Annotated in this window: 25 protein-coding genes; 20 read left to right on the top strand and 5 right to left on the bottom strand. The window is 44.8% G+C overall.

The window, feature by feature from the left end:
• Position 1 precedes the first annotated feature (1 nt).
• The 6 genes from ACLSSO_RS05400 to ACLSSO_RS05425 all read left to right on the top strand — a co-directional run bounded on the left by ACLSSO_RS05400 (position 2) and on the right by ACLSSO_RS05425 (position 6,760).
• Positions 2-553: a GNAT family N-acetyltransferase gene (locus tag ACLSSO_RS05400; RefSeq protein WP_295905843.1), complete on the top strand. Its 552-nt coding sequence runs from the start codon at positions 2-4 to the stop codon at positions 551-553.
• Positions 546-740 carry a DUF5522 domain-containing protein gene (locus tag ACLSSO_RS05405; protein WP_413944289.1) on the top strand — a complete coding sequence of 65 codons (195 nt, stop codon included), beginning with the start codon at positions 546-548 and terminating at the stop codon, positions 738-740. The genes ACLSSO_RS05400 and ACLSSO_RS05405 overlap by 8 nt, the downstream gene beginning before the upstream one ends.
• Positions 741-827: 87 nt before the next feature.
• Positions 828-1,742 carry a hypothetical protein gene (locus ACLSSO_RS05410; protein WP_413944290.1) on the top strand — a complete coding sequence of 305 codons (915 nt, stop codon included), beginning with the start codon at positions 828-830 and terminating at the stop codon, positions 1,740-1,742.
• A gap of 198 nt (positions 1,743-1,940) precedes the next feature.
• Positions 1,941-3,620: a microtubule-binding protein gene (locus tag ACLSSO_RS05415; RefSeq protein ID WP_413944291.1), complete on the top strand. Its 1,680-nt coding sequence runs from the start codon at positions 1,941-1,943 to the stop codon at positions 3,618-3,620.
• 12 nt (positions 3,621-3,632) lie between these two features.
• Entirely contained in the window at positions 3,633-4,535 is a 903-nt protein-coding gene (locus ACLSSO_RS05420; protein ID WP_295906220.1) for a hypothetical protein, read from the top strand.
• A gap of 2 nt (positions 4,536-4,537) precedes the next feature.
• Positions 4,538-6,760 (top strand): FHA domain-containing protein, encoded by a 2,223-nt coding sequence (locus ACLSSO_RS05425; protein WP_413944292.1) that lies wholly within the window; start codon positions 4,538-4,540, stop codon positions 6,758-6,760.
• A 14-nt stretch (positions 6,761-6,774) separates the two neighbouring features.
• On the opposite strand, the gene ACLSSO_RS05430 is transcribed toward ACLSSO_RS05425, so the two are convergent.
• On the bottom strand, positions 6,775-7,083 hold the full coding sequence (locus ACLSSO_RS05430; RefSeq protein ID WP_340590778.1) for a KH domain-containing protein: 309 nt from the start codon (positions 7,081-7,083) through the stop codon (positions 6,775-6,777).
• A 244-nt stretch (positions 7,084-7,327) separates the two neighbouring features.
• Here ACLSSO_RS05430 and ACLSSO_RS05435 point away from each other — a divergent pair, with 244 nt between their 5' ends.
• The 4 genes from ACLSSO_RS05435 (at position 7,328) to ftsY (ending at position 11,058) form a co-directional block, all read left to right on the top strand.
• On the top strand, positions 7,328-7,519 hold the full coding sequence (locus ACLSSO_RS05435; protein ID WP_367276427.1) for a helix-turn-helix domain-containing protein: 192 nt from the start codon (positions 7,328-7,330) through the stop codon (positions 7,517-7,519).
• 156 nt (positions 7,520-7,675) lie between these two features.
• Positions 7,676-9,271 (top strand): methyl-accepting chemotaxis protein, encoded by a 1,596-nt coding sequence (locus tag ACLSSO_RS05440; RefSeq protein ID WP_413944293.1) that lies wholly within the window; start codon positions 7,676-7,678, stop codon positions 9,269-9,271.
• A gap of 10 nt (positions 9,272-9,281) precedes the next feature.
• On the top strand, positions 9,282-9,737 hold the full coding sequence (locus ACLSSO_RS05445; RefSeq protein ID WP_413944294.1) for a chemotaxis protein CheW: 456 nt from the start codon (positions 9,282-9,284) through the stop codon (positions 9,735-9,737).
• Positions 9,738-9,846: 109 nt separating this feature from the next.
• Entirely contained in the window at positions 9,847-11,058 is a 1,212-nt protein-coding gene (gene ftsY, locus ACLSSO_RS05450; protein WP_295905756.1) for a signal recognition particle-docking protein FtsY, read from the top strand.
• A 17-nt stretch (positions 11,059-11,075) separates the two neighbouring features.
• Here the strand turns inward: ftsY and ACLSSO_RS05455 are convergent, their stop codons facing one another.
• Both ACLSSO_RS05455 and ACLSSO_RS05460 read right to left on the bottom strand, forming a co-directional pair.
• Complete coding sequence (locus ACLSSO_RS05455) at positions 11,076-11,723, bottom strand: oxidoreductase (RefSeq protein ID WP_295905755.1); 648 nt, start codon at positions 11,721-11,723, stop codon at positions 11,076-11,078.
• 31 nt (positions 11,724-11,754) lie between these two features.
• The gene (locus ACLSSO_RS05460; RefSeq protein ID WP_413944295.1) at positions 11,755-13,317 is read right to left on the bottom strand and encodes a hypothetical protein; all 1,563 of its coding nucleotides are present in this window, start codon (positions 13,315-13,317) and stop codon (positions 11,755-11,757) included.
• A gap of 163 nt (positions 13,318-13,480) precedes the next feature.
• On the opposite strand from ACLSSO_RS05460, the gene ACLSSO_RS05465 reads away from it, so the two are divergent.
• The 10 genes from ACLSSO_RS05465 to ACLSSO_RS05510 all read left to right on the top strand — a co-directional run bounded on the left by ACLSSO_RS05465 (position 13,481) and on the right by ACLSSO_RS05510 (position 23,754).
• Positions 13,481-15,106 carry a hypothetical protein gene (locus tag ACLSSO_RS05465; RefSeq protein WP_413944296.1) on the top strand — a complete coding sequence of 542 codons (1,626 nt, stop codon included), beginning with the start codon at positions 13,481-13,483 and terminating at the stop codon, positions 15,104-15,106.
• A 201-nt stretch (positions 15,107-15,307) separates the two neighbouring features.
• Entirely contained in the window at positions 15,308-16,996 is a 1,689-nt protein-coding gene (locus ACLSSO_RS05470; protein ID WP_295905452.1) for a L,D-transpeptidase family protein, read from the top strand.
• Positions 16,997-17,007: 11 nt separating this feature from the next.
• Entirely contained in the window at positions 17,008-17,979 is a 972-nt protein-coding gene (locus ACLSSO_RS05475) for a hypothetical protein (protein WP_295905451.1), read from the top strand.
• A 13-nt stretch (positions 17,980-17,992) separates the two neighbouring features.
• Positions 17,993-18,583, top strand: a complete 591-nt coding sequence (locus tag ACLSSO_RS05480; RefSeq protein WP_295905450.1) for a hypothetical protein — start codon at positions 17,993-17,995, stop codon at positions 18,581-18,583.
• A 102-nt stretch (positions 18,584-18,685) separates the two neighbouring features.
• Positions 18,686-18,994: a cell division protein ZapA gene (locus ACLSSO_RS05485; RefSeq protein ID WP_295905448.1), complete on the top strand. Its 309-nt coding sequence runs from the start codon at positions 18,686-18,688 to the stop codon at positions 18,992-18,994.
• A gap of 27 nt (positions 18,995-19,021) precedes the next feature.
• Complete coding sequence (locus tag ACLSSO_RS05490; RefSeq protein ID WP_413944297.1) at positions 19,022-19,585, top strand: 5-formyltetrahydrofolate cyclo-ligase; 564 nt, start codon at positions 19,022-19,024, stop codon at positions 19,583-19,585.
• Positions 19,586-19,590: 5 nt separating this feature from the next.
• Positions 19,591-21,156 (top strand): ribonuclease Y, encoded by a 1,566-nt coding sequence (gene rny / locus ACLSSO_RS05495; protein WP_295905444.1) that lies wholly within the window; start codon positions 19,591-19,593, stop codon positions 21,154-21,156.
• Entirely contained in the window at positions 21,153-22,358 is a 1,206-nt protein-coding gene (gene tyrS, locus ACLSSO_RS05500) for a tyrosine--tRNA ligase (protein ID WP_295905442.1), read from the top strand. Before rny ends, tyrS begins: the two co-directional genes overlap by 4 nt.
• The gene (locus tag ACLSSO_RS05505) at positions 22,358-22,894 is read left to right on the top strand and encodes a 2Fe-2S iron-sulfur cluster-binding protein (protein ID WP_295905439.1); all 537 of its coding nucleotides are present in this window, start codon (positions 22,358-22,360) and stop codon (positions 22,892-22,894) included. Before tyrS ends, ACLSSO_RS05505 begins: the two co-directional genes overlap by 1 nt.
• 50 nt (positions 22,895-22,944) lie before the next feature.
• Complete coding sequence (locus ACLSSO_RS05510) at positions 22,945-23,754, top strand: alpha/beta fold hydrolase (RefSeq protein ID WP_413944298.1); 810 nt, start codon at positions 22,945-22,947, stop codon at positions 23,752-23,754.
• A gap of 16 nt (positions 23,755-23,770) precedes the next feature.
• On the opposite strand, the gene ACLSSO_RS05515 is transcribed toward ACLSSO_RS05510, so the two are convergent.
• The gene (locus tag ACLSSO_RS05515) at positions 23,771-24,097 is read right to left on the bottom strand and encodes a HesB/IscA family protein (RefSeq protein WP_413944299.1); all 327 of its coding nucleotides are present in this window, start codon (positions 24,095-24,097) and stop codon (positions 23,771-23,773) included.
• 139 nt (positions 24,098-24,236) lie between these two features.
• Positions 24,237-25,403 (bottom strand): cysteine desulfurase family protein, encoded by a 1,167-nt coding sequence (locus ACLSSO_RS05520; RefSeq protein ID WP_413944300.1) that lies wholly within the window; start codon positions 25,401-25,403, stop codon positions 24,237-24,239.
• Between the last annotated feature and the right edge of the window lie 80 nt (positions 25,404-25,483).

A 25,483-nucleotide genomic window follows, 5' to 3' on the forward strand; every position in this document is an offset into this window, starting at 1 on the left:
TGTGATTCCTCAATTTCTTCCTGAACTGATTACTTCCGAAAGAATCACGTTAAGGAAGCACAGTCTTGATCTAGCCGAAATCATGTTTCGTTACGTCGACGAAGATCGCGAGCGTCTTGGTAAATTCTTGCCATGGGTTGCTTGGACTAAGGGCATTCATGATGAACGCGACTATATTGAGATGACCCATCGTCAATGGAAAGACTATAAAATGTTCGACTATGGAGTTTTCCTTAACGATGGAAATACTTACGTTGGCAATGTCGGCGTTCACACGATTGCCTGGGATCACAACCGCTGTGAAATTGGTTACTGGATCTTAGGAAAATTCGAAGGCAAAGGTCTTATTAGCGAAGCGGTTCAGGCTCTGGAGAAAACACTCTTTAACGTCGGCTTTTATCGCATCGAAATTCGCTGCTCAGGAATGAACGCAAAATCGGGAGCCGTGGCGGAAAGATGCGGTTACACTTTAGAGGGCCGCCTTCGCAAACATAGTATTGAAAACGGCCAGCGCCGCGATACTTTAATCTATGCAAAACTCCGCAATGGATAAACGCATTTCAGAACTTCACAAAAAAGCCTGCGAAAGAGGAGAGGATACGTACATTGATCCCGACACGGGCTATCTGGTATTCACGGAACTATTTCATAAGCGCCGAGGTCATTGTTGTCAGTCGGGCTGCCGTCATTGTCCTTACGGCTTTAATAAAAAATCCAACGACGAAGATTCTCAAAACTAAAAAGTGTTTCAACTAGAAACGTTGCTTGGGATTGCTTCTTGCATTCATAAATCTCAGACACCCGAAATCAAAACAGGGAGATCTTGAGTGAAAAACAAGTTAGCACTTGCAGACTGCAAAGACGTTCTTTTAAAACTGTCTCTAATTGCAACTATGTTTCTGTCGCCAGAAATCTCTCTGGCTCGCAAGGCGAACGCGGTAGGCGGCTTTTACACTGTATATCGTTATGATGTAGCGGCAAAAGGTTCGTGCGTTCCTGATCACGATTCAACTCCGAAAGAAATTCTTCGCCGCAACGGAATTAAATATTCCGGCAATCCTTCAGAGCAGGAAGTGGCCGCTCTCGCAAAAGGCATTGCTCAAGTAGAAAATCTTTTAGGTGATCCATTGCCGATTCCTTGGCGTCAAAATTATAACTTTATTACGGCGACTGGAAAATGGAATCAAGGCGCGACATCTATCAACGTCCGTCGTCCTAAAGGTTCACCCAAGGGCACCAATGTCGGCCGTATGATGCATGAATTGGGACATAAAGTTGGAAACTCAGGTGTGTATCAAAAATATCAAAGTTTCACGGGCCGCACTCGTTGCCGTATCACGGGTTATGCCGCTTCAAAATTCAACGAAGAGTTCGCGGAAGTTTTTGAGGCTTACGTTGTCTATCCGGATCTTTTAGAACAAAAATGTCCCAAGGCGTTTGAGTTCATGTCTAAAAAATTATTTCCAAATACGAACCATAAAATCTCAAGTTGCGACAGAAATTCGGATGATCAGAACCCCGAAACGCCTTCGGTTGTTCCGCTCCCAATTCCTCGTCCATCGGATTTAGGAAACGTGGCTGAAGTAGAAACGGACGAAGATGCCGTTATCACACCTGATAACGGAGACGACGAAGACGATGATGATGATGTTGTTGAAGCGAGTCCTTCACCGGAAGAAAATTCTTTGCCTGTAGCGCGCATCCCAATTCCGACGCCACGTCCATCACGGGGAGCGAAATAGAAATTTTTGAGATACTTTGACCATTTCTTAATTTAGTGAAAAAAGTGTTGTCAGATTTCTTTGAAATAAACAGCGCAACAGAGGTGCCTGTCCAGGACTTTGGCACTTTTCTTTAAAGAAAAACACAAGATTCTGTTTTTGAGGCACCATGCTTCCCGCAAGCCCTGCTATCCTTGTTGCAGGTGGGGTGCGACTGTTATGTCTTTTAATTATAACAAGAATAAGGAACATCATTCGCAAGATAGTTTTTGGACGTCCTATTCGGATTTGTTTTTAGGGTTGAGTACGATTTTTCTTTTATTGTATGTGACAGCCAGTCTTCGAACAGGAACAGAAGGATTGCGAAATCAAATTGAGAACCAAAAGCTTTCCATGAAAGTGGAAGAGTTGGAGCATCAATTGAAAATGTATGAATCAGTCAAGAATGACTATATCGAAAACCAGGCCACGAAGGACGAGGCTCAAGAGTATCAGGAGCTTATGGATAAGCTCACTCTCTTGCAGGAAGATGCGAAGAGTGAAAAAGACCGTTTAGTGCAAGAAGCTCTTGAAAACGAAAAAAAGGTCAAAGCTCTTAATAAATACCAACAAATGGTTCGCAACGTCTTAAACTCTAATAAGATGGCGAAGGCAAAAATCATCAACCGTGATGATTTGATCAAAGAACAAGATGTCGAGATCGAAGGCCAGGAACAAACCATCACTGAGTTGAACCAGGATATTCAATCGAAAAAACAACTCATCGCTCAGGGCGAAAACAAAATCAAAGAAACGCAGGCAGCATTGCAAAAGCGTGTGAACGAACTTCGTTACGCTTATAAAATGAATAAACTTTCTAAAAACCTGTTTGAGCAAAAGATGGCTCAAGCCCGGGCTGAAAACCATCAAAAAGTTCAGCAGCTGACAAATGTGAATGCGCAATATCAGGCGCAATTACAACAAGCCAGCGCGCAGTTGGGTCAAGTTCAGGGAGAACTTTCGAAAACTCAAGGTATGCTCACAGAAAAAGAACAGGAAGCGAAATATCTCGCGGGAACTCTTTCAAAAACGAAAGCCGAATCGCAAGCTAAGATGGCAGCGATGTCACAGGGATTTGCGGCAGAGAAAGCAGGAATGCAGGCAGGCTTTGCTGCAGAAAAAGCAGGTTTGCAACAAGGTTTAGCCGCCGAAAAAGCAGCGGCAGCGCAGAAGCTGGCAGCGGCTCATGCGGGGCTGATGGCGGAGCGCCAAGCGGGCGCACAAAAAGTAGCAGCCTTACAAGGACAGTTGAGCGATACGCAAGGACAGCTTGCCAAAGCAAAAGCTGAAATCGAAGCGCGAAAAATGGTGGCGGGAGAAATCCAACGCGGTTTTGCTAAAGCCGGTGTTAAAGCTGATATCGATTTACAAACAGGTGACGTGGTTTTGGATTTCGGTCAGGCTTACTTTGACAGCGACTCCGACCGTTTGAAAAAGGAGATGAAAGGCGTTCTGGAAAAAGCGATGCCGATTTATTCCAAATCGCTGTTCGGAAATCCTAGAGTGTCTGACAAAATTTCTGCGGTGGAGATCATTGGTTTTGCTTCTCCAACATACCAAGGTCGTTTTATCGATCCACAAAGTTCTAAGGCTGAAGATAAAGTGGCCCTCAAGTACAATATGGATCTGAGCTACCGTCGCGCGAACTCGATTTTCACTTATATGCTTGATCAACAAAACGTTCAGTTTGATCACCAAAAAGAGCTTCTTTCGCTGATGAAGGTCTCAGGCCGAAGCTTCTTGGAAGTGATGAAAGTACAGAACCGCAACATCGCTTCAGCGGCGGAGTTCTGTAAGCAAAATGATTGTAAGAAAGCTCAAAGAGTTATCATTCGTTTCAGCATGGATACTAAAAAGTAATAGGGGTGGGTTGTGACTACAAAGGCATTGGCAGAATATTTTATAATAATGCTCCCATACTGCATGGCGGGCGTGTTTTTGGTGGGGCTGTTCTTCAGAAGCATTATTTATTACACCGTTCGTCGTCACGAGTGGTTTGCGCGGGAATTTGAAAAACGTGTAAATCAGTATATGGAGGGCGAGGTTCCCGGAAAATCGGAGAACGTGTCTTTCTATGTTTTATCAAAAAAAATCCTGGAAAGAACTTATTACGAAGTTTTTGAAATCCGCGACCGTATGAAACGCAGAAAGCCGGATTCAATAATGTCCACTAGTGACCGCGTCTTTTTGGTGCGCCAGGGATGTGCGTGGCTGGTGAAAGACATTTTAAAACAGTTGAAGTTTTTAAAATGGAACGAAGGAAATCCAAAACTTCTCAATATCACGAAAGCAACTTTGCAACATAATCCTTGTTTCAACCGTGTGTTTGGCGTTTTGCCCATGGTGGGAATCAATGATTTGATTTCAATCTTGCCGGGTCTTTTCGTCGTGGCTGGTATCTTGGGAACTTTCATTGGAATTGCCGGTGGTTTGCAGGAACTAGGAACAATGAATCTGCAAGATCTTGAGAATACGAAAAACATCATGGACCGTTTCCTTCATGAAATCTCTTTTGCGATGAAGACATCTATCGTCGGTATTATCTTCTCGTTGCTTTCACATGTGACGAATACGATCTTATCTCCTGAAAGATCTTATGTGTCGATGGTCGATCGTTTTGAAAGTGCATTAGACCTTCTTTGGTATCGCAGCGATAACAATAATTTCCCTGCCCATGAAAGACCTTTTGATGAACATCGTGATGCCGTAGAAGCGTTGGCAGAGGATGCTCTGAATAAAGAAATTGGGAAGGCGCCCGTGGCCCGAGGAGCTTAGTTTTGAATACGTTCACAGTCACTATCCACAGGAAGGATCAGGTGCTCAGCCGTGAGGTGAATAAAGATTCATTCACCGTCGGCCGATCTATCGACTGTGACATCTCTTTGAATGACAACCATGTCAGCCGCGTTCACCTTGTTGTGAGCCGCCGTTGGAACCAAATTTGGATTGAAGATAAAAATTCTTCCAACGGCACCTTTGTTAACGGCACCAAAATTGTACAGGGAACTCCGGTTAACGTTGTTTCCACTGATAAAATTCAATTGGGCCGCTCCGAGTACATTATTGTGATTGATCTTAAAACAGAAGAGGTCGCAGAGCCCGTTCCTGAACCGGAACCGGCATCTGCTGAGGAACCTGTTTTAGAAGACACCGTCGCTATGCCTCCGCCAAGCAATGCGCCTTTTCAGGCGGAAAAAGCTTTGCATGATGCAAAAAGAAAAGCTGCGCAAATTATTTTAGAGGGTGAAACCCAAGCAGAAAAACGCGTGCAGGCGATTTATCAAAAAGCCCGCGAAGCTCAGGCGCAAGCTGAATATTTTTATCAAACTCGCATGACGGAAGCTCATAAAGAGGCCGATGCGATTTTAGCGGATTACCAACAACAAGGCCGCAATCTTTTGCAAGATGCGCGCAATATGGCCCAAGAACTGCGTGAAGAAGTCGACATGTATGTTCAAGGCCTGAAAGAAAAAGCCAAACGCGACACCGAAGATATTATTTCTGAAGCGACCTTAGCGGCAGAAAAGATGAAAACGGAAGCTTTGGAACAGGGTCGTCAAGCCGCGCAAAATGAAGCCGATGGAATGTTGCGTGGAGCTCGTGAAGAGGCGTCACGCATCTTGGAATTTGCACAGTTGCAAACTCAAGAAACTCAGGAAAAATTAAAATCCGAAAAAGAAGCTCTTGAAAAGGTGAGCACTGAACTAGCGACGACTCGCGAGATGTTGACGGCTTCAATCAATTCATTGGAAGAAACAAAGGCCACTGAGTCAGAGTTGCAGTTAAAAATTCAGTATGAAGAAACACGAATCAAGACTCTTTTAGAGGATGAGGCGACTCGCCTTAAAGAACTTCATGACACTGAGGATGTTCGTTTAAAAGCGCTCTATGAAAAAGAAGACACCCGTATTAAAGAACGCCTTACTGAGGAAGAGACCCGTGTCAAAGAGCACCGTGGTCAGTTACAAACCTTAACTCAGCAAAACAAAACCCTTGAGGACGCAGTTCGTTCTTTACAGGAAAAACAAGCGGCTCTCAGCATGGATGTTCGCGACATTGAGGCCAAAAAAACGCATCTCTTTAAAGAATACGAAGCCCAGAAGATTTTTCTGAATGAAAAGTTAGAAAAAGAAAAATCCGCCATGGTAAAAACGGAAGAAGAGCGTTTGGAAGAAATGCGTCTGGAAATGTCCAAACGCTTGCAAAAGATGGAGCGGGATCTTTTAGATGACGTCATTCGTAAAAAAGAAAACCTAATTAAGGAAATCCACGCCGCCGTTGAAAAAGAGATCGTGCTCTTGATGGAGCCAACTCAATGGCGCAATATTTCTGCGTCCGTTGAGGAACATATTAAGGAAGCTGTCGAGGGCCGGGTTGCCTCGCTGTCGCAGTCTTCAGTGACCTCTGCCAAACCTGTCGACCTCATGAAAAAGCGCAAGAGCGAAAAACTGCGTTGGGCTTCCATGGGCCTAGCTATGGGAGCACTGGCATATTTCGTCAGCCAAGTGGTTGTTGAGAAAGTGTCGGGCGATCAGGCTCCAATGCAAACTCTAGTGCAGAACGAAGCCAAGAAGAGACAGGAAGAGCTCGAAAAACGCCGTTTTAATCCTGCTCAAGCCGAAGAGCTTAAAGACAGTTATACGGATGCGGTCATTTACACGAGAAACTTCCCGGACATCTACACAGATCAACAGTTCCAGCAGAAACTTTATAAATCCGCATCCCAGTATCTGTTGAAGACATGGAGAGTGGATGAGGACAAATCGATCCAAGTACTTTCTACTGCGACAGCTCTGGTGAAAGAGCTGACGGAAAAAAAAGGAAAGATTCATCCTGATTTTATTAAAGAGGGTATTGAAAAAATGCGCGGCCTTGAAACAGAAACGCTCGCCCGAATGAAGGATATTTTAGGTTCCGAAGTTCGTGTAGAGTCGTTCCGCCGCTTTGAACGCAATTTCTATAAAGAAGAAGTGCAGCGCAGAAGAATGGCGCAGCACTAAAATTCGTAAAGCAATCACGATTCCAGATTTTTCTTAATATAAGGTACTTCCACAATGGCGCGGCAACCATACTTAGCCATCATAGCAACTGTAATGCGGCGAATGCCTTCAATGTTTCGTCCTTGTTTCCCTAGGAGCTGCCCGTAATCTTCGGGATGACAATCCACTTTGAAAACGGTGGTCTTTGTCCCCACTTCATAAGTCACCGTCACTTTTTCTGAATGATTGAGCATTGTTGTCAGCACGTTCTGTATGATCTCTTTCACTTCATCACGGAATGCTTTTCTTAATCCGTCTACTTTAAGCACGTGTGTTGAATTCATTTTTGATTTATCCTTTATTCTAACTGTCAGCAAATTTGAGTTTTACTTTTTTTGTGCCTGATGATTCGGGAGAATCTGGAAAAAACAAAGTCTAGTTTTGTTTTCTTGTTTACTCATCACGCATCCCTGTTTTCTAACAAAATGTCCTCGACTTACTTACGGTAAAAGAACACCACTGGTAGAATTATACCGTACATATAAACTTATTTAGGTGGCATCAATCGAAACAAAATATGACAAGCTGATGAAACGAATCGCGGAGAATATTAAAAAAATCCGCAAATCCAAGGGTTTGTCTCAGCGAAATATGGAAGACTACGGCTTTGATTTGCGGAATTATCAAAGACTCGAGGCGGGAAGCCATTCTCCCAGTCTTTACACTCTTCACAAATTATCCATCGCTTTTCGCGTAGAGATCTCCGAGTTTCTTAAATAATTTTCTTTTTCAGAAAAATTCGAATAATATTATTCCTCACCTATTAAGATTTTTAAATCTCTACCGATAACATTTCCATGTTTACGGTATAAGTACACCACTACGGTTATTTCCACCGTCTTCCAAATAAAACAAAAAAATACAGGGGATTTAGGGATGTTTTCAAAGCTCAGTCTGAAGGCTAAGATGTTATCTGCATTTGTTGGAATTTCGATGTTATTACTGGTCGTAGGCGGTATCGGATGGTGGTCCAATAAAACTGTTTCAGCTATTTATTCAAGTATCACCACGCAGAACTTACCGAACATTCAAAACATTGGTCGTCTTCGCTATCGCGCGCAAGAGGTGAACCGCACAATGTTACGCGCGTTCATGTCTAAAGATCCAAATGAGATCGCTCATTATACAAAAGAATTTAATGAGTCTCTTAAAATCTACGAAGACTTTACGAAAAAATACCTGGAAGTTGATTTTTTCCCGGGCGAAGAGGCTCTTTTCAAAAAGGCTGATGATTCTTGGAAAAAATATGTGGCTTCTGCTCAAGAAGTCTTGAAGCTTGCCGGAAAACCGGATCAAGAAGCTCATGGACAAAAGCTTTTGGATGAAGAAGTTCGCCAAATTCGTCGTGAGCACGTAGATGGATTGGATTCTCTTTTGGCTTTTCATGATGAAAAAGTGAAAGCGGCAAGAGCTTCAGCTGAAAACACAACTCATCAAGGCGAAATTTTTGTGACTTTCACAATTGTTATCGGTTTCTTGCTGGCGTGTGTAACGGGCTTCCTGTTCGCAAACTCATTGGCAAACACCTTAAGCCGTATCAGTGGTGAGATTTCAAACTCTGCTGACCAGACTTCTGCTTCTGGAACTCAGTTGTCCGCTGCGAGCCAACAGCTTTCTTCAGGTTCTTCTGAAGCGGCGGCTTCTCTTGAGGAAACAGTGGCATCCTTGGAAGAGCTGTCAAGCATGGTTAAACTCAATGCCGATCACGCCAAAGAAGCCAATGCATTGTCACAGAAATCAAAAGACTCTGCCGAGCAGGGTGAAAGTGAAATCACAAAACTTATCGGTGCCATGGAAGATATCGCCAGCGGTTCAAAAAAGATCGAAGAGATTATCACAGTTATTGATGATATTGCCTTCCAAACAAATCTTCTGGCTTTGAACGCGGCGGTGGAAGCGGCCCGTGCCGGTGAACAAGGAAAAGGTTTCGCCGTTGTCGCCGAAGCTGTCAGAAACTTGGCACAAAGAAGTGCGGCGGCAGCGAAAGATATCACATCTTTGATTCAAGATAACGTTTCAAAAAGTGAAAACGGAGCGCGCGTTGCAAGTCAAAGCGGTGCGGTTCTTAAAGACATCGTAACATCTGTCAAAAAAGTGGCGGATTTGAATAGTGAAATTTCCGTAGCCAGCCAAGAGCAGGCCAGTGGACTTGAGCAGATTTCAAAAGCAATGAACCAATTGGATCAAGCAACACAAGGAAATGCGGCGTCTTCTGAAGAAGTGGCGGCGTCCTCTGAAGAAATGTCAGCACAAGCTGTCTTACTTGCGGAGTTGGTAATGGATCTTCGTGGTCTCGTTCAGGGCAATGGTGCAGAAGTGGCACAAGATACCGTTCATCCCAGAAGAAAATCAGTGGCTACTGTAAAAAATACGGCGAGACCTACTTTGGTGAAACACAGAAAAGAGGCAGAAGAAATTCTGCCTCTTGAAGATGCCGGCGAGCGCAAAGTCGGAAACGTTTCTGGTTTCTAAAGAGGATAATATGATTGACCAATATTTAACTTTCACGGTCGATAAACAGAACTACGGTGTTCAAATCAGTGCGATTCGAGAAATCAATCGCATCAGTGAAATCACCAAAGTTCCCGAAGCTCCTGCCTACGTGGCGGGAGTGATGAATTTGCGTGGGAAAGTCATTCCGGTGGTGACATTGCGCCTGCGTATGAAGTTGGCGGAGACAGACGTCACAAAAGAAACTTGTACTATCGTGGTAGAAACCAAGGCAGGACAAGTGGGAGTGATCGTCGACTCTGTCAGCTCTGTGATTAATCTAGATAAAAAAGACGTTGATGAAACTCCGGTCCCACAAGGCGATGAGAATTACATCATCGGCGTCGGCAAGCTAGAAAACGGAATGGTCCTGCTTGTAGATATCGAAAAATGCCTGGGCTCAGAGTTGATCTTTGGCGGCGAAGCGATCGCCGCCGAGGCCGCGTAACCGCATCTCGTTGTTGCGTAAGATCATTTTTCATCTGGTTTCTAAACGGAAAGTAAGATAGATAGAGGTGACTTACGCAGATATTGTGACGCGGTTCGTTGGAGGACTTATGATGTCGCCGGGGCATGAGCAACAAATTGAAATTCTATTCGCCGTAGCGGGCCTTCTTCTTACGATTATTTTCGCGGTGATTTTCATCGGTGTGTGGAGAAATGCCCGTCGCGAAGATAAAAAAAACCTAGAGTATCAAGCGAAACGCGAAATGCCGACAACGGCGGAAAAAGAAAAGGCAGAAGCAGAGGAAGCTTTAGCGCACATTGATTCCACGGGCGAAATGGTCTCTGACATCGAGATTCCAGATCTTGCCAAAGAAGCTCGTCACGTTGTTGAAGAAACTGCGGTCGATCTCAAAGAAGCTCTTAAGAAAACCGAAGAAAATCTTTTTGGTCGCATTCGCAGTTTATTTAAGGGTGACACGAACAATAAACATCTCGAAGAAATCGAAGAGATTTTATATACGAGCGACTTGGGTCCAATGACGGTGCAACGTTTGATGGCGGCTCTTGAAGACAAATTGTCTAAAAAAGAGCGCGCTGATTACGACACGGTTCGCACGGCTTTAAAAGAAGAAATCAAAAATATTTTTGCTGGCTCTCACTCCGCAGCTCCGGATCAAGGTATTCTATCTAAAATCCAGTTCGCAGCAGAAGGTCCGACAGTTTTGATGATTGTAGGGGTGAATGGTGCGGGGAAAACTACATCCATCGGAAAAATCTCTGCACAATTGGCCGGCCAAGGTAAAAAAGTTTTGGTGGCCGCAGGCGACACTTTCCGTGCGGCGGCGGGAGGACAACTCAAAGTTTGGACGGATCGCGCTCAAGTCGAAATTTTTTCTCCGGAAGGTGTAACAGATCCAAGTGCCGTGGCATTTGATGCTGTCGCCAAAGGCAAAGCGCAAGGTTATGATGTTGTGATCGTCGATACGGCGGGACGCTTGCACACCCAAGCAAACTTGATGGAAGAAATTAAAAAAATGAAGCGCGTGATGACGAAAGTCATTCCTGAGGCTCCTCATGAAACTTTGATCGTGCTTGATGCGAACTCGGGACAAAACGCTTTGATGCAAGCAAAGGAATTCCACAACGCTTTGACTTTAACAGGGGCGATTTTAACAAAAATGGATGGCACTGCGAAAGGTGGCGTGGCCGTGGGACTTGCCCAAGAATTGCAAATCCCTATCAAGCTTATCGGTGTCGGCGAAAGAATCCAAGATCTTCGCACGTTCTCGTCTCAAGAGTTCGTAGACTCTCTTTTTCAATAGAAGAGTCTAACGGATCATCACTTTTGGTCGGCGATATGCTGAATCTGATCGGATTGGTAAACATGAAATCCCGGTTGGAAGTTCAAGGCAGCAATCGCCATCGCCTTTGCAATATCAGTTGCTTTAATCGCGCGGTATTTTCTTAAAGGTCCCACAAGAAGAGGATTGATATAAGGACTCAGTTTTTGAGCGACACCTTCGCCAGAGCGCTGTTCTTTGCGCTCACCCAAAATCAAGGATGGTCTGAAGATTTCAATTTGCGGAATTTTTAATTCTCGCAGCGATTTTTCCATTTCGCCTTTGACGCGATTATAGAAAACACTCGAATTCGCATCCGCACCCATGGCTGAAATCACGATAAACTTTTGCGCTTTGACTTGTTCAGCGAGTTTTGCAAACTCCAAAACATACTCGTAGTCGACTTTACGAAAAGCTTCCTGACTGCCGGCTTTTTTAATCGTCGTTCCCAAACAACAAATAAAAATCTGCGCCTTTAAAGCGTCAGGATGGTCTTTTATTTTGTCGAAATTCAGAATGATGTTTTCCGTGTGCGGAGGAATTTTTCCCATCGGGGAGCGACTGATCGCTTTGACTTTTGTGACTTGTTCAAGATGCGCTAAAATGAGAAGGAGCTCGTGTCCCACGAGCCCCGTCGCACCTACCATACATACATCAGTTGGATAGATCATTTAATAATTAGTTGCCGATTCTGCTATTGTTGTTGTTATCGTTTTCAGTTCTGAACTTGATTTCTGGTGGGTTGTGCGCACCAGAAGTTTTCAAGAACTCAGGAACAGAGTCTCTGAAATCCGCAAGACCGCTGACCTTGATCACACCTTTTGTAAGACGTGCATCTGGGTGAGCGTAATCAACAAAACGACCTTCGTCCACCAAGAAATAACCGCGGAAATTTGTTTTCATTGCGTCCGCTTGTTTGCCAGAATCGATTCTGTAACGGTCACCCGATTTTCCAGAAGACGCTTGATTGTTGTAGTTCAATTGAACTGCATTTGGATATTCATCGATTTCATAAGTACCTTGCTCGATCAGGTTTTGGCCCGCGATCACAGGAATGGCTTTGTCGATGATTGTTTTTGCGTCTGCTGTCAAACCACCACTTTGTTGTGCGCCATTTGTTAAAAGGATGAAATCCCAATGTCCCGGCTTTTCAAACTTGTCAGCATAGCGAGGAAGTGGAGTTGTCTTCTTTTTAAAGATACCTGTCGTCACTTCTTTTTCACGAGTCGACTCACGGGCGTAAACACGGTAGATGTCTGTGCCTACAGGTAACAAACTGCGCAAGTAAGCAACCGCTTTATTTTCCAAGCGTGTGCAACCTGAAGAACCTGGATTTGAGAAAAGATTCATTAAGAAACCGCGAGTCAGTTCAATAGAGGCCGCGCCATCTTTACCCCAGCCAATTGTTCCGTGCATCCATTGGTAGTTCATACCATTGATTTCATCAGCTGGAGTCACTTTCGCGGCGAACCAACCGAAAGCACCATAGATTGTTGTCTTGCCGTGAGCATCTTCAACCATCCATTTACGTGAAGAAGCGATTTTAGAAATACCATCCGTGATCGGGCCCGGAATCGATTTCAAATCTTGTCCAGCCTTATACCAATGAGGATAGTGGCCTTGACCGTCTTGATAGAACTTCACCCATTCAGAAATTCTCGCGTGACCCAGCCAGGTCTTAAACGCATTTGGATCTTCTTTCGTACCTTCTTCCGGTCGGCCGACAACCATTTCCGTTTCCATCACAAGTTTGTGAGCGCAACCCGGGGTTTCCGTGCAACGTTCATAAACGCGAGTTTTTTCCGTCGCCACGTTTTGAATCACGAAGTATTTAGATGCTGCCGTCACAAGTTCTTTTTCAGAAAGATAATCTTTGGAAACAAAAAGTTCAGCCGCTACATCGGCTTTTAAAGAAGACGACTTGATGATCTTGATCTGCACAAGAGGAGTGGCTTCATTTAATAGATCATAAATTTCCACTTCATCATTCATCGAGAGTTTGCCGACAATATTGTTTGCCGTTGTGGAGTTGCTACTGCGAACATTTAAGCTGTCAGCTGAAATGAAATAACGTTGTCCTACTTTAAGCTGAGATTTGTTAAGAGCCACTGCGGCTGCGTTAACACTTACAGAGCTTGCGGCCTCAGCAGTAAGTTCTTGCGCAATACTCATAAGTGGTGAGCTGGCAATTAGCAGACCTAAAAGTGCGGAACACAGTCGACGTGTTTTAAGCTTTGTCATAGTACGTCCTCCAGACAGTCGTCTTATTAAACCTTTGTCATTGACTCAAATCCCCTTAGCAAGAAGCGTGACAGAGGTCTTTGGTACGGTATTTTTTTATTTGGCCAATTTTCCCGTCAAATTGTTATTCAATGATGCCCAAAAGGGGCAACAAGGAGGTTTCATGAAGAAATTATTGGCGGCTTTACTCATATGTCTTCCGTGTCTGTCATACGCGCAAGGAAGCACGCGGTGGCGTATCACGAAGCCACAATGGACTGATCAAGACGAAAGTAAATTTGGTGAGTTTATCTCAAAAATCGGTTCTGCCGTGGAACGCAGAGAATGTTTTCAAGTCGACACGTGTTTAAAAAGCACGGCGAATCCCTATGCGGGAACAGATCCTTCAAGTTTACGTTTGTTTGCCGACTGCGCGGATCTTCCGTATTTCTTACGTGCCTATTTTGCTTGGAAAAACGGACTTCCCCTCTCAGTACAAAGTGACGTGAGTCCGCGCCAATCCGGAGACAATCCAGATGTGCGCTACACAAAATTTGGTAACTACGTGACAGGTCGTTACAGCGTTATTCCCACTCGCTTTAACAGTCCGAACGCCATTGAGATTCTCAACAAAACTGTTGTCGATATGGTGTGGTCAGCTTCCTTCCGTTTGATCGGAGAAGAAGACACGGGATACTTCACGGATTTTTATCCTGTGAAACTGTCTCGCGAAGGAATTCGTCCCGGCACTGTGATCTATGATCCCAATGGTCACGTGGCCATCATCTACAAAGTCACTGATGATGGACGTATTTTCTATATCGATTCACATCCTGACAACACTTTGACGTCAGGAATGTACACGCCTAAATTCACACGCAGTTTCCCCCAGCAAGGGGCCGGATTTAAAAATTTCCGACCGCTGGCTTTGGTGGGTGCGAATCGAAATGTCGCTGGTGAATACATCGGCGGCAGAATCGTCGGCGCTCGCAACGCTGCACTTCCCAACTACAGTCTTGAACAGTTCTATGGAAACCGCCCTGATCCGGGTGGTGATTGGCAAAAAGGTCAATTCATCTATCGTGGTGCTTCCTTCCCCTATTACGAATACCTGCGTATCATGATGGCAAGTGGTGATTTAAAAATCGATCCTCTTCGCGATATGCAACAAAACTTAGCCGATATCTGCACAAGCTTAAAAGACCGTGTCGTCGCAGTGAGCCTGGGCAATAAGGCCGGCATTGATAAGAAACCTCACCCGGAACGTTTGCCGCAAAATATTTACGGTACTGACGGAGAATGGGAAGCCTATGCGTCTCCGGCACGGGATGCGCGTTTGAAAGTGTCCTACATGGATTTGCTTTCTCAAGCTCGCATTTTGATTCAACGTCACCGCACAGGGGATCCGAGCATTGTGTACAGTGGAGCAAATCTCGCAGCTGATATGCTGGCGGTTTACGATCGCGAAACTCGTGGTTGTCAGTTCACTTACACGAACTCCAGTGGAGGGGCCGTCACTCTGAATTCAGAAGATGCTCGTCAGCGTTTGTTTGACTTGAGTTTTGACCCTTATCACTGTGTCGAGCTTCGTTGGGGAGCAAAATCTCCACAGGAGCTTGCTTCTTGTATGGACGATGCAAACAAGCGTGAGTGGTACAGCCGTGAAAGATGGTTGCGTAACCAATGGGAACGCCGCTATGATGCGCGCATGGATTTCTCTTTGGATGAACTCACTGGTCCTAAACCGGGAGCCGGTATCGCGCAACCACCGGACGTCGATATCATTCGCTATCTGAACTCACAGAAGTAGAAAAAGGTACCAGGTACCTTTTTCCCTGAAACCTCTGAAAAGGCTGTCTCATTTTGAGACGGCCTTTGTTTTTAAAAAATATGTGAACCAAATCAAGACGACAATTTTCGGCGCTTGTATAAGAAATTTTTCACGAAAGCGACGTCAGATCCAATAGGGCTGGCACTTTACTTGATAGTAACACCGTTGGAAGAGGGTGTTATGAAGATGAAGAGTTTGGTACAAAAGTCGTTTATCGTGGGTATGAGTTTAATTGTATTAGCTCCCCAATTTTCTTTGGCTCAAAGCAAACCTCAGATCATTCAAGATCAGGTAACGAGAGCGAGAACCAATCCTATCATCAATCCACGCTGGGGAAGTTTCCTTCTGCGCACGGATCGCCTTGCAAAGCTTTATTCTTTAAGAAATTACGAAGCTATTTGGGTCGACGCTAACGGAACTCCGAATGCAATGGCGGCACGCCTTAAATCTATTTTCGCTGAAGCAGACAAACACGGACTCAATAGCGCTGATTACTGGGATGAGCAAATTGAAAAAGGTTATCAAGCAACTCTTAAAAACCCTGGTGTGCAGTGGATTACCTTTGAACTTTTAGTTTCCGAAGCCTTGATCCGTTACGTTTCCCATCTTTCGGGAGGACGCTTTGATCCTGAACAAATTGATACTGATATCAAATTTAAGAAAAAAGAGTTCGCTGAATTTACACAATTAAATGCCGCCGTTTCTTACGGGCCTGAATCTTTGACGTCTTCTTTAGAAGGTTTCGCACCGACGCATCCTCGTTACCGCGAGTTGATGGGAGTTCTTGCGCAACTTAAAGACATGAAAGCCAAAGGCGGTTGGGCGACGATCAATTCTCCAGGTTTTATTTTGAAACTCGGAGTGAAAGACCCTGTGATCAATCAGATCAGAGAACGCTTCAACCAATTGGGTTATCGCATCTCTTATAATGGTGGAAATACATTTGATAGCGAATTCGATCAAGTATTAAGACAATATCAATCCATGAACGGCTTAACGTCGGACGGAATCATCGGAACCCGTTCCGAAGTTTTGCGTGCCTTGAACTTCACCGTGAACCAAAGAATCGCTCAAGTGGAAGTGACGATGGAAAAACTTCGCTGGTTACCGGCGAACGTAGAACAACGCCATATCTTCGTCAACTTAGCGACGACAGAATTCCGTCTTTATGATGAAGGTGGCAAAGTTTTCCACTTTAAAACAGTGAACGGTCAGCCGTTCCGCAGAACTCCTTCGATGAGAGACTCGATCACTTTCGTGAATTTAAATCCTTATTGGACAGTACCACGCAGTATTGCGATCAAAGATAAATTGCCGATGCTAAAACAAGATCCAAACTATCTTGAAAAGCACAATATGCTTTTGATCGACGAAGGCACGGATCAAGTTGTGGATTCATCATCAATTGACTGGCGCAGTATGACAGCAAGAAATTTCACTTACTATATCCGTCAGTTGCCGGGACCAGACAACGCCCTCGGTGTCGTGAAATTCCCATTGCAAAATCCTTGGGCTATCTACATGCATGATACAAATGAAAAACAACTTTTCGGTGAAAGCAAACGTCATCGCAGTTCGGGCTGTGTTCGTTTGGAGCAACCGTTGGAACTAGCCGCATATCTTTTAAGAGATCAGGCGGGTTGGGGACTGGAAGATATCAAGTCTTACGTTCCTCTTTATGACAACAACATCCCGGGCGAAATTGATAAAAAAGTATTTTTGAAAAAGGCCATGCCAGTTTACTTCCTCTATCTCACTGTTGAAAAAACAGAAGACGGAGCGTTCCGATTCGTAGACGACGTGTATGGGCAAGACACTCGCGTGAGCAAAGCCTTGCAGAACAAGAAAAACTCTAGCGAGTTGTTTTAAGGAGTTGAGCTATGAAAAAATGGTGGATGGCAGTATCGACATTGTTGTTTGCAGGTTTAGCTCAAGCTCAATCTCTGGGCGCCTTGCAGGTGAATGGACAAGCGGGCAGTCAGCAGCTTTTCCAAAAAGTAAAAGCGGTTCGCTGTGCTGTCGGGCAACGCGGGACTTGTGATGCTCCGGTGTTTTTTGATTTGAATACGGCGACGTCGGTGCCTGCGGGAACTTACATCGTGGGATTTGAAAACTCGATTTATCCCGAAATGGTGAATGTGAGCGGCGGTTACACGACGACTTTAAATTTAGAAAGAATCAGCGTGCCGTCACAAGTGCGTGGTCAGAAGATCCGCGTTTATCGTGATTTTTCATCTTTGATTGAACAAAAGAAAATCTATATGACGATGTTTGCGATGAACCGTCATCTTTTCCGTTTGGATAAAGATAATTTCGGCGATCTTTATATCGCAGGCCTTTGGGAGCGCGACTACGTTCAACGTTTTACTTATGAAGTGTGCCCTCGCATTGATGCATACGGTGAAGTGTCGAGTAGCGCTCGCGCCGTGTGCAGCGCATGGAATAAAGCGAAAGACCCGATGGGACTTCGTGAGCTTTATAACTTTTCTAATGATGGAACATTTCAAGAAATGTGGGTCACATTCCCTGGTGACGTGATTCCTTCGAAACATCCTCGTTATTTAGTGTCAGCTCCAATGACAGAGCAGGACTTTGTGGCCGTATTCCCTGGTGCCTATAAAGTGCAAGCTGAGGGAAAAAATATGCCATCCGTCTCTGTGAAAGTAGGGAACGTGTCCCAGAATGCATCGACCTTTGGATTTTCATTGAATGCGGTGAAGTCCTTCATTAACCTAGACGGAGAGGACTGCTCATCTGCACGTACATGGAAAACAGAGTCCCGCGCGTACTGCACGAGCGACCAGCAAGAAGGTTGCGACCGCTCCAATGCGGAGAGTTGCGAACCCATGTAATGGGAAAGGTTCAATGCGAAAGATTGTTGTTAGTTTAATTTTAGGACTTGGGCCTCACTTTGCGTGGGCTCAAGGTGTTAAGCCTGTTTCTGTTTCCTATGAAAATCTCATGCGCTGTTTCCCTGAACTTCAGGATGAAAAGCTCTCTTTCAAAGTAGATCTCAATCGTCTTAAAGATATTATCGACGAAAAATTCGTGACGTCTCAGTCGCAACTGCGTCAAAGAAAGATCCACTATTTGGATGCTGAAAAGCAGGGCATGAATTTGATCTTGCGCACAAAATTTCGCGGTGAAAAGAAAATGGAAACCGAGTTGATTTTGCAGCAGGTTGACGCCAAAGGTGTTGTGACCGACATCAAGCTTACTGAGAATCAGCGCATCAATCCCAAGCAAGATATCATCAATAACTTTCTTTTGAATTCGACGATCAAATCGGACGAATACTCCTATAATGACACGAAGCTCAATGACGTGGTCTCGACTTATCGCCGGAACTTTAAAGACATCGAAGAGATCGAGCTGGCCGATAAGCCCAATAAGCGTTCGATTCTCTGCGAAAATAAGAGTGATCTCGGCATTATATGCACGTGTTCCAAAAAATAATCTGTTGAATATCGACCTTTTAGATATATACTTTTAGCAGTGTTGTTCTAGGATTTTTTCTAGAGTTTTAAAAGGTTTAGGCGATCTGCAACTGAGGTGCTAGTGACATCTGATAAAAAAACCTACGATTTTCTAATTGCGGGTGTCCCTTACAAACTAAAAACCTCTCATGACGATGCCACTGTGCAAGAGCTCGTCGATTTTGTTAATAGCAAAATGAATCAAGCCATGTCCCTTACTAAAAACGGTTCTTTCCAAAACGCTGCAGTTTTGACAGCGATGAATTTGGCGGAAGAGTTGATCCTTTTAAAACGCAAAGCCCATCGTGAGCTAGAGAAGCTCGAAGAAAAAGCGATGCAGCTTTCACTTGATCTAGAAAATTCCAAGAGCAACAAGGTTTTGAACAACTAACTTTGTTTTGATTTTCTTGGGGATCCATTGTCTGTTTCTTGGAGCTCTAAAAAGGAATGTCGTTCCTTCTTTAAATCTCTTTGCGCTCAAGAGTTCGCGCAAGGTCTTGTTCAAAATCAACAGCAGCTCAATGCCCAATTGCGAGAATTTTTAAAATTGCAATCGGGCCGCTGGGGAGCCTATCGGGCTTTGCCACAGGAAGCTCAAGTCGAAGAGGTCTTTCAGATCTCTCACTTGAATTGGGTGTTTCCGCGAATGCGGGAAGGCCATTTGGAATTCTTTGAAGCACAACATTTTGTGCTAGGTCTTTACGGAGTTCAGGAACCAGCCCCTGACTCTGTCGCGCGAGATCTCAAGGACATCCAAGGTCTGCTGATTCCAGGTTTAGTGTTTAATAAGAATGGCAATCGCCTGGGTAAGGGCAAAGGGTTTTATGACAAAACCTTGATGAACTACCAGGGGATTAAAGTGGGGATCGGTTTTGATTTTCAAGTCACCAAGGACCCATTGCCTACCGAAGCCCACGATGTCGTGATGGATTATCTAATCACCGAATCAGGCTTGGTCGATTGCAGGAAGTATCAGGAGTAAGGATCATGGAGTTAGTTATCACCGCAATTATCGGTGTGTTGTTGGGCGGAGCCGTTGTATTCATCATTAAGCGTCTTCAGGATGAGAACAAAAAGAAATCAGCACGTATCGAAGCTGAGAGAATCGTAAACAAGGCGAAATCAGAAGCCGCGAAAATCAAAAAAGATTCAGAAACGAAAGCCAAAGATTTTGAAGCCCGCGCCCGTAAAAACGTTGAAGCGGATATTCACAAACAAAAATCTACAGTTAAAAATAAAGAATCTCAACTCGAGCGCCGTTTGAAAGAGATCGACGATCAATTCAAGCACAAGATGGAAGAAAACGATCGTTATTTGAATTCACTGAAAGACCGCGAAGAAAAAATCGCAATCTCTGAAAATCGCATCAAAGATCTTGAGAAAAAAGGCGAAGCTCATATCGGTGAGTTGAAACAAAAATTAGAATCTGTGGCAGCAATGTCGCAAGAAGAAGCTCGTCGTCAGCTTTTGAACGCTCTGGAGGACGAAGCAAAACAAGAGGCCGCAAAAAAGATCGCGCAAATTGAAGAAGAAGCAAACAAAGAAGCCGATAAAAAAGCAAAACGCATTTTGGCGACAGCACTTTCTCGCTTCGCTTCTGAATACACGTCTGAGCGCACGGTGAGTGTTTTGGCTCTTCCAAACGATGAGATGAAGGGGAAAATCATCGGCCGTGAAGGTCGTAATATTCGTACACTGGAAGCTCTTTGTGGTGTTGACTTGATCGTCGATGATACTCCGGAAGCTGTCGTGATTTCTGGTTTCGATCCTGTTCGTCGTGAACTCGCTCGTCGTACAATTGAAAAATTGATGGAAGACGGTCGCGTGCATCCGGCGCGTATCGAAGAAGTTGTTGAGAAACAACGTAACGAATTGATGAAATCCATCAAAGAAGAGGGTGAACGTCATGTGATGGAACTTGGTATTCCAAACATGCATCCTGAGCTGGTTAAAATTATCGGCGGTTTGAAATATCGCTCATACCAAGGTCAAAACGCTTTGAACCAAGCATTGGAAGTCGCACAAATCGCGGGACTTCTTGCCGGTGAAATGGGTGTGAACGTGAAACTCGCTCGTCGCGCGGGTCTTTTGCACAATATCGGTAAGGCGATTGATCACACAGCCGAAGGCAGTTACGCCTTTGTCGGCGCTGAAGCGGCGAAAAAATACAACGAATCTGAAGACGTCTGCCACGCCATCCGTGCCCATGACGAAGAAGAAAAACCGCATTCCATCCTTGCTTGGATTGTGCATGCAGCCTTCATCCTTTCTAGCTCTCGTCCGGGGGCTCGTCGTCCACAAATGGATTCTTTCATCCATCGTTTGGAAGATCTTGAAAGCATCGGTAATAGCTTTGACGGTGTTCTTAAAACATTGGCTCTGCAAGCCGGTAAAGACGTTCGCGTGCTTGTAGAAAGCAGCAAAGTGACGGACGACCAGGCTGTGATGCTGTCTCGTGATATCGCTCGTAAGATCGAAAGAGAAATGCCTCAAGCGGGCCAGGTGAAAGTGACTGTGGTTCGTGAAACTCGCAGTGTGGAGCATGCACGATGATGCGTCCTGAAGAACAGTTAGAAAGAATCAAGTTCGGTGTTGCTGAGTTTATCAGTGACGAGGACCTGCTGAAGAAACTAAAAAAAGGTCAGCCCTTGAATATCAAGTTGGGAGCAGATCCCACGCGTCCTGATATTCACATTGGTCACACGGTCGTGATCAATAAGCTTAGAACTTTCCAAGAGCTGGGACACAAAGTTTACTTCTTGATTGGCGATTTCACGGCGATGATCGGGGATCCTTCAGGAAAAAATACGACTCGTCCGATGCTCACTCGTGAAGAAATCGAAGAAAACGGTCGCACTTACGCAAAACAAATTTTTAAAATCTTAGATCCTGAAAAAACCGAAATCGTTTACAACTCTTCGTGGATTGGCAAAATGACTCCGGCGGAATTTATCCGCATGTCAGCGCAGTACACAGTGGCGCAAATGCTAGAGCGTGATGATTTCACAAAGCGCTATAAATCAGGTACTCCGATTGGTATTCATGAATTTTTGTATCCGTTGACTCAGGGTTATGACTCTGTGGCTTTAAAGGCCGATGTCGAGTTGGGTGGTACAGATCAAAAATTCAATTTGCTTGTGGGACGCGCGATGCAGTCCGCTTACGGGCAGGAAGCACAATGTGTTTTGACGATGCCAATTCTTGAGGGCATTGATGGCGTTAATAAAATGTCCAAGTCTTTGGATAACTATATTTCCGTTGTGGATACTCCCAAAGATATGTTCGGTAAGACCATGCGTATCTCTGATGATTTGATGTACCGTTGGTATGAACTCTTGACGGACATCACGGCGAATCAGTTGTCGCAGCTTAAAACGGATGTGAATGAAAAACGCAAACATCCTCGTGAAGTAAAAGTGAATTTGGCGAAGTTCTTAATCAAACGTTTCCACTCCGAAGCGGCGGCTCAGGCTGCTGAAGATGAGTTTAATCGTATCTTCGTCGAAAAAGGTCTCCCTGACGATGTGCCTGAATTTGAAGTCGAAGCCGAAGCTCAAGTGGGCTTGCCTGCTTTGATGGTGAAGGCGGGGCTTGTCGCTTCGAACGGCGAAGGTTCCAGACTTATCCAGGGTGGCGGCGTGCAAATTGACAGCGAAAAAATCTCTGATCCAAAACTCAAAATGGATTTAAAATCGGGTCAGAGCTTCGTCGTGAAAGCCGGAAAGAAGAAGTTCGTTAAGATAAAGGTTAAGTAATGAAAATTAAATTTCTTCCGCAAAATGTTGAAGTCGAGGCGACTCCGGATAAGAGTCTCCTGCAAATTGCGACGGAAAATCATTTGGAAATCCGCTCGATCTGCAAAGGTGTTCCTTCCTGTGCAGAATGCCGTGTGCGTATCGCGGAAGGCGAATCAAATATTCTTCCGCCAACGAAAGCGGAGTTGAGTCTTATCGGTACAAATTACTTTATCGATGGCCGCCGATTGAGTTGCCAAGTACGCTGCTTTGGTAACGTGACTGTGGATTTGACCGAGCAAGTGGAACGCGCGGAAAATCAAACGAAGAAAATTCGTGGCTTCCGTACGAACAAACAAGTCGAATCTAAAGCTGTGAACGACACAATGCTTTTAGCTGAGAAGATCGAAGGCAGTGGTGGCGATAATCGGCCAAGCGGGGGACAGCAGAACCCGAAAGCTGAAGCTAACGAGGGACAGCGACAGCATCACCATCAGCACCAAAAATCTCATCAACACGGCTCCAGATCCGAAGCTCCGAAAAAAGATAAGAAGTAGGTCCTTAGTCTAGTGCAATGTTAAGACGCCTTTACCGATAAGTAATGTGAATGTCACACAAGATTACTTACCGGGAACGAGGTCAAGGACCGCTGCTTATTTTACTCCATGGTTATGGAGGCAGCGTCCATCATTGGGAAGCGATTGCAGATCGTCTCTCTTCCCAATACCGCGTAGTCATTCCTAATCTCACACATCTTTATATGAGCACGGATAAATTGTTTTTCTCGGTACAAATTGAAGTGCTGGCGAAGTTTATACGCGAAACATTTCCCGGCGAAAAAGTCAGCGTGGCGGGACTTAGTTATGGCGGCGCTCTTTCGTGGGGACTCGCGACCCAGCATTCAGATCTCGTGAAGAAAACAGTTTTGATCAATCCGATGGTCACAGATCCCGTGCGTTTCTTTTTACCTAAAGAGTTGAAATTCTTTTTCTCAATTCCTTTAAATCTAAAAAGCGTCTACGTGATGCTGGCCACGCCAATGGGAAAGGCTTTTCTTAAAAGAGCGGCGCAAATTTTCCGCGATGAAAGAAGCGAAGGCGCCACAGCCGTTGAACATCTCAAGGGCCGAAAGCTTTTGTTTGTTGCTCACATGATTCATCATTTCTCTTGGATTTTACGTTCGGAAGATTGGCGTGTTTGGAATCAGAAGCTTTACACGTATCGCGGTGAATGCCGTTTGATTTTTGATAAAGAAGATCTGCTTTTTAATCACGAAGCTTACATGAAATTCGCAAAGCATATCGGCTGTGAAGATTTGATTCCGATTGAGGGCGCCGGACATCTGGCGATTAAGACCCGCCCTGATGCGATTTCTGAGCTTATGCTGGAATTTTTAAAAGGATCGAAAGCGGCTTAGCTGCGTCCGCCGCCGATTATACGTTGAAGCTAGAACCGCAGCCGCAATGCTTAGAGGCATTTGGATTGTTGAAGACAAAACCTTTGCCGTTTAATCCGCCAGAATATTCCAAAGTCATTCCTAAAATGTAGAGCATGCTTTGTGGATCAACGGCAACTTTTTGGCCGTTGGATTCAAAAAGTTTGTCGCCGTCTCTTTGAGTGGTATCGAAATTCATTTTGTAAGAAAGGCCCGAGCATCCGCCTTTTTTCACCTCAACGCGCAGAAAAGCAGATTCTTCTTTTCCTTCTTCTTTTTTCAAAGCGGCTAATTTTTGAGCTGCTTCAGGTGAAATTTGGATCATGTGGAACTCCTTCAATGCTACTTCAGCTTCGGGCCAGAGGCCCTACACTCTGTCGAGTATACCATAGCTGTCAAGCCTTGAGGAGGCTGAAAACTCAGCCTGGGGTTGATTCGTAAGTATTTAAAAATATTGAGATATTCTAACGTAATGAGTTCTTTAGGATTTCTACAGCACGCAAAAGTTCTTCTTCCGTTGTCCAGCGGCCGACGCTAATTCTTAAAGAACATTGCACATCATCGACGTTCATTCCAAGGCCCGTCAAAACATGACTGACCACCATCGCCCCTGTGCCACAGGCAGAACCCGTGCTCACGCCGATTTTTTGCAAGCGAGGTAGAATCTGCTCAGTTTTAAAACCAGGAAGAGTGATGTTGAGATTGTTTGGAGCGCGCTCTGTGGGATGACCGTTCAAACGAACTCCGGGAATAGCGTCTTGCAATTTCGTCCATAAAAATTCGCGAAGGTTTGTAAGCTTCGCAAATTCAGCTGAAAGATTTTGTTCACAAATTTCAGCAGCCACACCAAAGCCCACGATCGCAGGAACATTCAAAGTTCCTGAGCGAAGACCGCGTTCTTGGCCGCCACCATAGATCAAGGGATTGAGTTGAACTTTGGGATCTTTAGAGCGAATGAAAAGAGCACCGACACCTTTTGGTCCGTAAATTTTGTGAGCGGAAAAAGACATCAAATCAATTCCCATCTCTGTCGCATTTACCGGAATTTTTCCTGCAGCTTGCGTCGCATCCGTGTGCAAATAAATTTTATGGTCTTTTGCCAGGCGTGCGATTTCTGGAATCGGATTGATCGTACCGATTTCGTTATTCACCCAAATAAAACTCATGAGTTTCGTGTGGGGTTTGATTGCTTTACGAATCGTTTCAATTTCCACTTGGCCAAAAGAATTCACTGGAAGGAAATCGACTTCGACACCCATTTTTTGAGCCGCAGCCATCGCTTTCATGATGGAACTGTGTTCAACAGTGCTTGTGATAAAGTGAATAGGTTCGTTGGGATTTTCTTCGCGCAACTTTGAAATCAAACCAAAGATGACCCAGTTGTTGGATTCCGTAGCGCCACCAGTGAAAATGATCTCAGAAGATTTTGCGCCAATCAAAGAGGCGACTTGGGCACGTGCTTTGGTGACGGCATTTTCTGCAAGCCAACCCCAATGGTGTCCAGCACTGGCAGGATTCCCAAAGAATTCTTTGAAATAAGGTTCCATCGCTTGAAAGACTTTTGGATCCACGGGGGTCGTGGCGTTGTAATCGAGATAGATGCCTTTGTCTTGTTGCACTTTAGTGTCCATCGGGCGCTCAGAGTTTAAGTCCATGGCTTAGGAGCTAATCCCGACAAAGCCCTCGCGTCAACAGCAAAAATGCCTGCTGC

It is taken from the genome of Bdellovibrio sp. HCB-162 (assembly GCF_047344985.1).
In the GTDB taxonomy this organism is placed as follows: domain Bacteria; phylum Bdellovibrionota; class Bdellovibrionia; order Bdellovibrionales; family Bdellovibrionaceae; genus Bdellovibrio.

Excerpts from the sequence above, each read along its gene's own strand:
- ACLSSO_RS05405 (WP_413944289.1), top strand. The coding sequence starts at position 546 with ATGGATAAACGCATTTCAGAACTTCACAAAAAAGCCTGCGAAAGAGGA.
- ACLSSO_RS05415 (WP_413944291.1), top strand. The coding sequence starts at position 1,941 with ATGTCTTTTAATTATAACAAGAATAAGGAACATCATTCGCAAGATAGT.
- ACLSSO_RS05430 (WP_340590778.1), bottom strand. The coding sequence starts at position 7,083 with ATGAATTCAACACACGTGCTTAAAGTAGACGGATTAAGAAAAGCATTC.
- ACLSSO_RS05435 (WP_367276427.1), top strand. The coding sequence starts at position 7,328 with ATGAAACGAATCGCGGAGAATATTAAAAAAATCCGCAAATCCAAGGGT.
- ACLSSO_RS05440 (WP_413944293.1), top strand. The coding sequence starts at position 7,676 with ATGTTTTCAAAGCTCAGTCTGAAGGCTAAGATGTTATCTGCATTTGTT.
- ACLSSO_RS05445 (WP_413944294.1), top strand. The coding sequence starts at position 9,282 with ATGATTGACCAATATTTAACTTTCACGGTCGATAAACAGAACTACGGT.
- ftsY (WP_295905756.1), top strand. The coding sequence starts at position 9,847 with ATGATGTCGCCGGGGCATGAGCAACAAATTGAAATTCTATTCGCCGTA.
- ACLSSO_RS05455 (WP_295905755.1), bottom strand. The coding sequence starts at position 11,723 with ATGGTAGGTGCGACGGGGCTCGTGGGACACGAGCTCCTTCTCATTTTA.
- ACLSSO_RS05460 (WP_413944295.1), bottom strand. The coding sequence starts at position 13,317 with ATGACAAAGCTTAAAACACGTCGACTGTGTTCCGCACTTTTAGGTCTG.
- ACLSSO_RS05465 (WP_413944296.1), top strand. The coding sequence starts at position 13,481 with ATGAAGAAATTATTGGCGGCTTTACTCATATGTCTTCCGTGTCTGTCA.
- ACLSSO_RS05470 (WP_295905452.1), top strand. The coding sequence starts at position 15,308 with ATGAAGATGAAGAGTTTGGTACAAAAGTCGTTTATCGTGGGTATGAGT.
- ACLSSO_RS05475 (WP_295905451.1), top strand. The coding sequence starts at position 17,008 with ATGAAAAAATGGTGGATGGCAGTATCGACATTGTTGTTTGCAGGTTTA.
- ACLSSO_RS05480 (WP_295905450.1), top strand. The coding sequence starts at position 17,993 with ATGCGAAAGATTGTTGTTAGTTTAATTTTAGGACTTGGGCCTCACTTT.
- rny (WP_295905444.1), top strand. The coding sequence starts at position 19,591 with ATGGAGTTAGTTATCACCGCAATTATCGGTGTGTTGTTGGGCGGAGCC.
- tyrS (WP_295905442.1), top strand. The coding sequence starts at position 21,153 with ATGATGCGTCCTGAAGAACAGTTAGAAAGAATCAAGTTCGGTGTTGCT.
- ACLSSO_RS05505 (WP_295905439.1), top strand. The coding sequence starts at position 22,358 with ATGAAAATTAAATTTCTTCCGCAAAATGTTGAAGTCGAGGCGACTCCG.
- ACLSSO_RS05510 (WP_413944298.1), top strand. The coding sequence starts at position 22,945 with ATGTCACACAAGATTACTTACCGGGAACGAGGTCAAGGACCGCTGCTT.
- ACLSSO_RS05515 (WP_413944299.1), bottom strand. The coding sequence starts at position 24,097 with ATGATCCAAATTTCACCTGAAGCAGCTCAAAAATTAGCCGCTTTGAAA.
- ACLSSO_RS05520 (WP_413944300.1), bottom strand. The coding sequence starts at position 25,403 with ATGGACACTAAAGTGCAACAAGACAAAGGCATCTATCTCGATTACAAC.